The 9,822-nt window shown below is 38.9% G+C and carries 10 protein-coding genes; all 10 read left to right on the top strand.

Annotation, left to right across the window (positions count from 1 at the left end; all coding sequences use genetic code 11):
* Positions 1–312 (top strand): prealbumin-like fold domain-containing protein (locus DVW83_RS08620; RefSeq protein WP_137239298.1); only part of this gene is annotated, 312 nt, incomplete at its 5' end.
* Positions 309–1,721, top strand: coding sequence for a SpaH/EbpB family LPXTG-anchored major pilin (locus DVW83_RS08615; RefSeq protein WP_104660920.1), 1,413 nt, complete (start codon positions 309–311; stop codon positions 1,719–1,721). The genes DVW83_RS08620 and DVW83_RS08615, both read left to right, overlap by 4 nt.
* Positions 1,705–3,549, top strand: a complete 1,845-nt coding sequence (locus DVW83_RS08610; RefSeq protein ID WP_137239296.1) for a SpaA isopeptide-forming pilin-related protein — start codon at positions 1,705–1,707, stop codon at positions 3,547–3,549. Before DVW83_RS08615 ends, DVW83_RS08610 begins: the two co-directional genes overlap by 17 nt.
* A 34-nt stretch (positions 3,550–3,583) precedes the next feature.
* Complete coding sequence (locus DVW83_RS08605; protein ID WP_137239294.1) at positions 3,584–4,408, top strand: class C sortase; 825 nt, start codon at positions 3,584–3,586, stop codon at positions 4,406–4,408.
* A 99-nt stretch (positions 4,409–4,507) separates the two neighbouring features.
* Positions 4,508–5,146 carry a PAQR family membrane homeostasis protein TrhA gene (trhA, locus tag DVW83_RS08600; protein WP_104660928.1) on the top strand — a complete coding sequence of 213 codons (639 nt, stop codon included), beginning with the start codon at positions 4,508–4,510 and terminating at the stop codon, positions 5,144–5,146.
* A gap of 331 nt (positions 5,147–5,477) precedes the next feature.
* A complete protein-coding gene (lysA, locus tag DVW83_RS08595) occupies positions 5,478–6,725 on the top strand; it encodes a diaminopimelate decarboxylase (RefSeq protein ID WP_104660917.1) in 1,248 nt (415 codons plus the stop codon).
* Positions 6,722–7,525: a diaminopimelate epimerase gene (gene dapF / locus DVW83_RS08590; protein ID WP_104660916.1), complete on the top strand. Its 804-nt coding sequence runs from the start codon at positions 6,722–6,724 to the stop codon at positions 7,523–7,525. The genes lysA and dapF overlap by 4 nt, the downstream gene beginning before the upstream one ends.
* Positions 7,526–8,404 carry a 4-hydroxy-tetrahydrodipicolinate synthase gene (gene dapA / locus DVW83_RS08585; protein ID WP_104660915.1) on the top strand — a complete coding sequence of 293 codons (879 nt, stop codon included), beginning with the start codon at positions 7,526–7,528 and terminating at the stop codon, positions 8,402–8,404.
* Positions 8,404–9,108, top strand: a complete 705-nt coding sequence (dapB, locus tag DVW83_RS08580; RefSeq protein ID WP_104660914.1) for a 4-hydroxy-tetrahydrodipicolinate reductase — start codon at positions 8,404–8,406, stop codon at positions 9,106–9,108. The genes dapA and dapB overlap by 1 nt, the downstream gene beginning before the upstream one ends.
* 16 nt (positions 9,109–9,124) lie before the next feature.
* Positions 9,125–9,820 carry a 2,3,4,5-tetrahydropyridine-2,6-dicarboxylate N-acetyltransferase gene (gene dapD, locus DVW83_RS08575; protein WP_104660913.1) on the top strand — a complete coding sequence of 232 codons (696 nt, stop codon included), beginning with the start codon at positions 9,125–9,127 and terminating at the stop codon, positions 9,818–9,820.
* Positions 9,821–9,822: the final 2 nt, after the last annotated feature.

The following is a 9,822-nucleotide window of genomic DNA, read 5'->3' as shown; positions in this document are numbered from 1 at the left end:
CTACAGCCAGGTACGTATACCTTGACAGAAACATACACGCCAGAAGGCTATCAAGGACTGAAACAGAGTGTGACAGTGGTGATCCAAGAAGATGGTACAGTCACGATCAATGGTACCGTAGTGGAGGATGTCTTGGTTGATGGTGATGACAATAATCAAATCAGCTTGGATGTCACGAACAAAGCGAAAGTGCCATTACCTGAGACAGGAGGAAGCGGAAGAATCGGTGTTTATCTAGCAGGAGCCATTGCTCTTGGGATTTCAGGTGTTTATCTCTTCATGAGAAATCACGGAAAGGACGTGATGAAATGAAAAAACTAAAATGGCTCATTCTTTGCTTGGTTCCTTTTTGCTTCTTGAGTTTTTCAAAAGAAAGTATTGCACAAAGTGAAGCAGATACAGTGCAGATCATTTTGCATAAATTACTGTTTGAACATGAGAAAATGCCAGATGAGCAATTTAATACAGGTCAAGAACAAACGTTTTTACAAGATTATCGAGGATTAAATGATGTAACTTTTACGGTTTATGATGTGACAGAAAGCTTTTATCAACTCCGTAAAGAAGGAGTCAGTATAGAAGAAGCACAAAATGAAATTGCTAACCAAGGCGCTGCAGCTGGTAGACAGATCGAAGAACAAGTAACGAAAAAAGTGGGTAATGAAGACGGAATCGCTCATTTTTGGCTACCAAAAAAAGATAGCCAGAAACGAGATAGTGTCTATCTATTTACAGAAACAAAAACACCGACAATCGTGCAGGAAAAAGCGGCAAATCTAGTGGTGGTCTTGCCACTCAAAGATAAGGATGACCAGGAATTGTCGACTATCCACTTATATCCTAAAAACGAGCTTCAGGAAAACACTACGTTCTTAGAAAAAAAAGTAGCAGGAAAGAAAAAAAGTTTCTCCATTGGAGAACTTGTCACTTATAGTGTCACAACGCGCATTCCCAATGCTCAGAGTTACCAGTTGAAAGATCGCTCAGATAAAAACTTGATCTTATTGCCACAGACAATAGTGGCTCAGATAGATGGTACGACACTTGTCGAGGGGGCTTCGTTCAAAAAACAAGCTAATGGATTCGATATGACGTTGACTAGTGACCTACTGAAACAATCAGCAGGAAAGCAGTTGACCCTCACTTACCAAATGAGGATCGGTATAGATGCTTCGCCAGACAAGATGTTAGAAAATACACTAACGATGGAGACGGAGAGTCAAAAGCACTATCGTACGGCAGGCGTACGAACGGGTGGAAAACGCTTCTGCAAAGTGGACAGTCAGGATAAGACCCCATTACCCGGAGCAGTTTTTCGAATAAAAAATAGCGAGGGGAAATATCTGCATCAGACGAGCCAAGGAATAGTTTGGCGTACAGATAGAAAAAATGCTTATTTGTTGACGTCGGGACAAGATGGTCATTTTTCTATTCTCGGGCTAAAAGATGGTAGCTATTCGTTAGAAGAAATCAAAGCACCCGCCGGCTATATAAAAAGTAAAAACGAGATTACTTTTATGGTCAAAGAAAATTCTTTCCAAGTTGATGACCAATTAGTGGAACCACTTGAAATTATCAACAAAGAAGAAAATCAATCGTCTATCCTTCCAAAAACCAATGACCAATCTTACATTGGATTAATAATCATTGGGATAGGGCTTGTTGGAATAGGTGTATGGCAATTAAAGAAAAGAGGCGTAAAAAATGAAAAAAACAAGTAAATTGTATTATGCTTATTTGTTGATTTGTTTACTTGTGCCCATTTGCTTTTTAGGAAGTGGAAATCATGCAGTTTCAGCAGATACTGGTTCAGCACAAGTGATCATCCATAAGAAAAAAATGCTTTCAACATCAGGAACATTACAAAATACAGGGAAAGTCATGTCAGAATTTGATCAATACCAAGGGTTATCCATGGTGGAATTCAAGATTTATGATGTAACAAATGAATTCTATCAAAAGAGACAGCAAGGAGCCACTGTCGATGAAGCAAAACAGGCAGTTCAATCTTTGATATCAGGCAATCCAATCGCTCAAGGGACAACAGATAGCGAAGGAAATCTGACATTGAACCTGCCAAAAATGCAAGACGGAAAAGATGCTGTATATGTCATCAAAGAAGAACAAAAAGATGGCATCACGCCAGCTGCTAACATGGTCATAGCTTTTCCGATGTATGAGATGATCAAACAAGAAGATGGTTCGTATGAATACGGAACAGAAGAATTAGACACCATCCATCTTTATCCTAAAAATACGGTCACATCGGAAGGAACGTTGATCGTAAAAAAAATCGGTTCTGCGGAAAAAGAAGCTTTAGATGGTGCAGAATTTATTCTTTCGAAAACAGAAGGAGGAATAGTCAAGTATATCCATAGCGTGAAAGATGGATTATATACGTGGACAACCGATCAGACAGCCGCTAAACATTTTGTGACAGGTCATATGTATGATATCGGCGACAAAGATTTTTCTGAAGAGAAAACTGATAATGGACAGTTAATAGTGAATCATTTAGAAGTGGGCGCTTATGTTTTAGAAGAAGTCAAAGCACCTGATAATGCGACAATCATCGAGGAGCAAAGAAAGACATCATTTGAGATTACCTCAGAAAAGACACAGGTAGAAAAAACAATCACGAATGATACATCGAAAGTGGAAAAAACGACTCCGAAATTAAAAGGTCAAGATGTAACGATCGGCGAGCATGTTCACTATGAGATTTCTGTTAATATCCCACAAGGAATCGCAGATAAAGAAGGAGAAAACAACAAGTATACAAAGTTTCACTTGATTGATACTCATGATCCTGCTTTATCTCTTAGTGAGACACTTGGTTATACGCTTTATGATGGGGACAAAGTAATCGATCCAGTAAACTATACCGTTACATTGCAAGAAAATGGTTTTACTGTTGCTATTGCTCCAGCTTATATTCCGTTATTGACTCCTGGAAATACGTTGAGATTCGTATACTTCATGCATTTGAATGAATTGGCAGACCCAACAAAAGGATACAAGAATCAAGCGAAGGTAGAAAATGGTTACACCGAGGACAAAGCGCCGCCAACTACTGAGATCGTGACAGGCGGAAAACGATTCGTCAAAGTTGATGGAGATGTATCCACAAATCAGCCGTTAGCAGGGGCTCAGTTTGTCGTACGAGATAAAAATGTAGATGCATCAGATTATTTGGTCATCGACTCACAAACAAATGCAGTAAGTTGGACGAGTGAAAAAAATCAAGCAACCGTATTTGTTGCTGGAGAAGATGGAATCATCGATATCACTGGCTTGAAATATGGCACGTATTTTTTAGAAGAAACGCAAGCACCTAAGGATTATGTCTTGTTACATGATCGTATCTCCTTTGGCGTAGACGAATATTCATATCAACGTGCAGGCCAGTTGGTAGAACCTGAAAAAGTACCGAATAAGCACAAAGGGCTTCTTCCTTCTACAGGTGGAAAAGGTATTTACCTTTCCATCACAATCGGTCTAGGATTATCACTTATTGCCGTTGGTTATTTTTTGAAAAAAAAAGCGTAATTCTTGATGAGAATTCTAATTTAGGTGAAAATAAATGAGTAGGATACATCGCTATTTAGATATTTTTATGGTCTTAGTATTTGCCATAGGAATCCTATTTTTGGTCTATCCTTTTATTAGTGATACGATCAATGATTATTTAGATCAACAGATCATTGCAAATTATCAAAAACAAGCTGAACGCAAAAATAAAGAAGTGCTAAAAACGATTCGGGAAAAATATGTAGAAGATAATCAAAAAATTGCAGAAAAAAACAGCTTGTCTGGAGGCGATCCCTTCGATACAGAAGCCACAGAAAAGCAGACAAAAACGTATCTCGAAAAGCATACCGTTGGTGTTTTGACGATTCCCAAAATCCATGTTCGTTTACCGATCTTTGACCAAACAACTTCTTTATTATTAGAAAAAGGAGCCACTTTACTCGAAGGAACTTCTTACCCGGTTGGCGGAGAAAGCACCCATGCGGTGCTTTCTAGCCATCGTGGGTTGCCAAAAGCAAAATTATTTACGGATCTAGATCAGTTAGGGATGAATGATCTATTTTTTATCGATAGTTATGGAAAAAGATTGGTTTATGAGGTGGATAAAATCAAAATCATAGAGCCAACTGAAACCGATGAATTATTGATTGAAGAGGGACAAGATCTGGTCACATTGGTCACCTGTACTCCTTATATGGTCAACAGTCATCGTTTATTGGTACGTGGACATAGAATAGACTATGAAAAAAATAAATCGGAAAAAATAATCAATCAGTTAACGAAACAAAAAAAGCATCAATTTTATCTAGTTATCGTTTTGTTCACATTAGGGATTATTGGAATAGGGAGCGTTCTTATTTTCTACGGTAAACGTTAAGATTTGATATAGTTTTTGAAACTAGGTGTAAAATTTTTGGAAACGGTGTATAATGGAATTACTGAATAGAGGACTGGTTTGATGGGAGGAAATAAAGAAATGGAAATAGAATTTAGTCGTAAGTATCATATCGTGAATGAAGTGCTCAACGCAGTCACTCATGGGATCGCTGCATTGATGAGTCTTGTCTGTTTTGATCTTTTGATGGATCGGGCACATACTACCCTTGATTATGTTGCATTTATCATTTACGGTAGTTCGCTTTTCTTGCTCTTTTTTTCGTCTACACTTTTTCATAGTTTGATTTTTACAAAAGCAAAAAAAGTATTTCAAGTCTTTGATCACTGTTCGATCTACTTATTGATTGCTGGAACCTACACGCCATTTTGCCTGTTGATCGTGCAAGGCCTCTCAGGTGTCTTACTTCTTAGTATCGTCTGGGCAACGGCAGTGATCGGGATCATCTATAAATGTTTGACACTCACAAAAGCTAGTCAAGTATCTAAACTATCCACGATTATTTATAATGTGATGGGATGGGGGATCGTGATCGTTCTCCCTAAATTGTACCAATCGATCAATTTAACTGGATTATTACTTTTAGTAGCTGGTGGATTAGCTTATTCGATCGGTTCCGTTTTTTATAGCATGAAAAGTAAAAAATTCACACATGTCATTTGGCATTTATTCGTTATGTTGGGCGCATCGTTGATGTTTTTAGCGTTATATTTTGGTTAAAAATCTCTTGAATACTCAGTGAAATACCATAAACGGTTGAATGAAAAATGAAGAATAGAATGAAAGAACTCAAAAAAATAATTGAGTTCTTTTTTTTGTATAAAAATGTAAAATCAAATGAGCATATACATTGTTTTCTCTTGATTTTTTCTATAGCTTTGTAAATATACAAAAAAACGAATGATTGATGATTTTTCCTGAAAATATTTCAGAATATACTAGACAATTCAGAAAATTTTGTTTAATATTATTCAAATAAAAATTAAATCTTGATCAAAGTTAATTCCAATTTGATGAGAAAAAAATCATTTTTGAAAAGAGGTAATCTTGCATGTCAGAATTAATGATCGGTGAAATTCCTGTAAGTCAATTAGTGGCAAAATATCAGACCCCCCTTTATGTGTATGATGAGAAAAAATTGGAAGATACAATAAAGGCGTTTAAGCAAGGGTTTCAATCAGATCATTTTAAGACCAAGATATTATATGCGTCAAAGGCATTCCAAACAGTTGAGATGTTAAAACTGATTGAAAAATATGATTTAGGCCTAGATGTAGTCAGCGGCGGTGAAATCTATACGGCATTACGAGCGGAGTTTCCAGTAGAAGAGATTTATTTTCATGGGAATAATAAAACACCAGATGAATTGCGTTTTGCTATAGAAAATGGACTCAATCATTTCATTGCGGATAATGAAATGGAAGTGAAGTTATTAGATACTTTAAGCCAAGAATACAACAAAAAAATCCATGTCATGATCCGGCTAAATGTTGGGATAGAAGCCCACACCCATGAATACATTGTGACTGCCCATATCGATTCAAAATTTGGTATGCTTTATGAAAGTGAAGCTTGCCAAAAGGCATTGAACATCATTCAAGACAGTGAACAGCTTCTCTTGGAAGGGTTCCATGCACATATCGGTTCTCAAATTTTTGAAATGTCTGCATGGTTAGCTGAAATTGATAAACTGGTTAGTTATTTACAGGATTTTGATGACGTCCTTTCATTGAATCTTGGTGGTGGATTTGGCATTCGTTATACAGAAAATGATGCACCATTACCGATCGAAAAATCAGTACAGGAGTTAGTCAGTTATACAGAAGAGGCGCTGAAAAAACAAGGACAAACCATTCAACAACTGATGATCGAGCCAGGAAGAAGTATTGTGGGTGAGGCAGGGACGACGTTATATACTGTTGGATTTATCAAAGAAACACCGCATAAAAAATACTATTTTGTCGATGGCGGGATGACAGACAATATCCGCCCAGCACTTTATCAAGCTGAATATACCTGTGATCTTGCCACAAAGTTGCAATCTGAAAAAAGCGAGAAGGTAACAGTTGCCGGAAAAATGTGTGAATCTGGGGATGTAGTGATCCAAGAAACCTATTTACCTGTGGCAGAACCAGGCGATATTCTAGCTGTTTATGCAACAGGCGCTTATGGTTACTCCATGAGTAGCAATTACAATAGAGCACTTACTCCAGCAGTGGTGTTTGTCAACGACGGTGTATCGAAGATCGTGGTGCGCAGACAATCCTACGCAGATTTGTTAAGGAGTGAAGTGTTATGATGATCTACAAATATAATGGTTGCGGAAATGATTTTATTCTGCTTGATTACGATGGTGTCACTGACTATAGCCAATTAGCTATCCAATTGTGTGGCAAAGAAAATTTCGATACAGATGGATTGATTGCCGTGAAAACTGAACCGCTTGAAATGATTTATTACAATAAAGACGGTAGTCGTGCGCCTATGTGTGGGAATGGTATCCGTTGTTTCTCGCGTTATGTTCGCGACCAAGGAATCATTCAGGCATCACAGTTCGATGTACACACATTAGCGGGGATCATCAAAGTCGAAATTTTAAATCAGGATCCTTTTTATTGTGAAGCAACGATTGGCAGTCCAGATTATTCAACGGATAAATTAGCGGTGGAACAGGAAGAACCAATCATCGATCAAGAATTGATGATTCACCAAAAAGGTATCAAGATCACCAGTTTATTTATGGGGACGATCCATACTATAGTATTTGTTGAAGATGCACTAGCAGAGTTGACACGTGATGTAGGAGAGCAAATTTGTGATCATCCTTTATTCAAAGAGAAAACGAACGTCAACTTTGTCCAAATTTTGAATAACGAGGAACTGATTGTACGTACCTACGAACGGGGCGTTGGCTGGACACTTGCTTGTGGCACAGGTTGTTGTGCAGCTTATGTAGTAGCAAAAGATCATGGTTATCTTTCTGAGCCCAAGGCGACTGTCCACTTGGAACTAGGCGATTTAATTATTTCAGGAGAGAAGCAGATCAAGATGAAGGGGCCAGCTGTTCGGGAATGGTCAAGAGAATGGGAGGAAAATTAAGTGATAGAAGGATCGATCGTGGCGCTGATTACGCCAATGGATGAACATGGTGAAGTTGATTACGATGGGTTGGAAAGACTAATTACATTTCATCTTTCAGAAAAAACGGATGCTTTACTTGTATTAGGGACAACGGGCGAATCCTCGACACTTTCTTCAGAGGAGGAAGAGGAAATTCTACGGTTCACAGTTGAAAAAGTCAATGGCAAAGTTCCTGTGATCGCAGGAGCCGGAACAAATGCAACAAAAAAAACGATTGAACGTGTGAACCGCTTTGCCGAACTAGGGGCGGATCAAGTCTTAGTGATTACTCCTTACTACAATAAAACAAGTGATGCTGGCTTACTTGCTCATTTTACTGCGATTGCAGATCAATCTCCAGTTCCAATCATCTTATACAATGTGCCTTCCAGAACGGGAATGACGATCCCCATCCAAGTTTTAGAAAGGTTAGCAAAATATCCAAAAATCATTGGGATCAAAGAAGCGTCTGGCGATATTTCATATGTAATGGCTGTCGCCCGACTATTGAACGAAGCCTTTGTACTTTATAGCGGAAATGACGATATGATCTTACCTGTGTTAAGTGTAGGGGGAAGTGGAGTCATCAGTGTGTGGGCAAACGTCCAGCCCAAACAAGTCCATGATCTGGTCAGTGCCTTTAACAATGGAAATATTGAAAAAGCTCAAGCAATCCAATTAGAAGCGTTGCCATTGATCCATGCGTTATTTAGTGAAACGAATCCGATACCTGTAAAAGCAGCAATGGAGATACTCGGATTACCAGCAGGTCCTTTACGCTTGCCGCTTGTTTCTTTGGCAGAAGAAAAAAAGGAACAACTTGCACGATTACTAGAAGTGAAAGGAAGTGAGAAATAATGAAAATCGGGGTCATTGGGGATGGCAAAATGGGAAAAAGAATCCAAGAAGTCGTTCAAACTTACGGAGATGAAGCCGTAACACTTACTTCTTCATTAATTGAAACAGAAGCGTTCGTATTTACTGAAGAACCGGAAATCATGATTGACTTCTCTCATCCAGACAACCTAGAGAAGCTGCTTACCTATAGCCTGCAAAAAAAGCTTCCGTTAGTGATTGGTACAACCGGCTATAGCTCGGAACAGTTTCAAAAAATCCAGCAAGCAGGGCAAGACATTCCTATTTTATATAGTTCGAATTTTTCTTTAGGTGTTTTAGTCATGAACCAGCTAGTCCAACAAGCAACAGCGGCGTTAAAGAACTGGCAGATCGAGTTGATCGAAAAACACCATAGTCAAAAAAAAGATGCTCCCTCTGGTACTGCAAAGACACTGATCGAAAGCATCCAAGAAGTGAGAAAGCTTATCCCAGTCTATAGTTGGGAAAAACAGCCAAGAAATGACGATGAAATCGGCGTCCATAGTATCCGCGTGGGCTCATTACCTGGTGAACATGAAGTATTATTTGCTACGACTGATGAAGTATTGAGTATCAAACATGAGGCTTTTTCAAATCGTATTTTTGCCGATGGAGCGGTAAATGCAGCAATTTGGTTGAAGGATCAACCAGCAGGATGGTATCAATTGAAAGATATGTTAGCGTAAGGGAGTGGATCAGAAAATGGATGCTCAGGAGATTATTCGTTTTATTCAAACTGCAGAGAAAAAAACATCCGTGAAGGTATTTTTAAATGTGACAGAACCAATCACATTTGATCAAGCGAAGGTATTCGGACAAGGAAACAGTCAAATCATATTTGGTGATTATGATGAAATTGCTCCAGTCTTAGAAAAAGAGACAGATAAAATCCTCGAAATCGAGATTGAACAAACTGCCCGAAATAGTGCAGTCCCATTGCTAGATAGTAAAACGATCAATGCTCGTATTGAGCCAGGGGCGATCATTAGAGATCAGGTGACCATTGGTGATCATGCGGTGATCATGATGGGAGCTGTCATAAACATCGGGGCAGAGATTGGCGAAAAGACAATGATCGATATGGGAGCAATACTAGGAGGCCGAGCAATCGTTGGAAAAAACTGTCATATCGGTGCTGGAGCTGTTTTAGCCGGGGTGATCGAACCAGCTTCAGCTCAACCAGTCATTGTGGAAGATGGCGTACTTGTAGGAGCAAATGCGGTGGTCGTCGAAGGTGTTCGAATCGGCAAAAATGCGGTGGTAGCTGCCGGAGCAGTTGTATTAGAAGACGTAGAACCAGATACGGTCGTTGGAGGGACACCCGCTCGTGTATTGAAAATCAAAGACGACAAAACTAGAGAAAATACTGCATTGATCGATGCACTACGTGAGTTATAGAA

The organism is Enterococcus sp. VV15, from assembly GCF_005236045.1.
Taxonomy (GTDB): domain Bacteria; phylum Bacillota; class Bacilli; order Lactobacillales; family Enterococcaceae; genus Enterococcus_B; species Enterococcus_B durans.
Note: the sequence above shows the minus strand (reverse complement) of the source record. Positions and strands in the feature narration are given on the sequence as shown.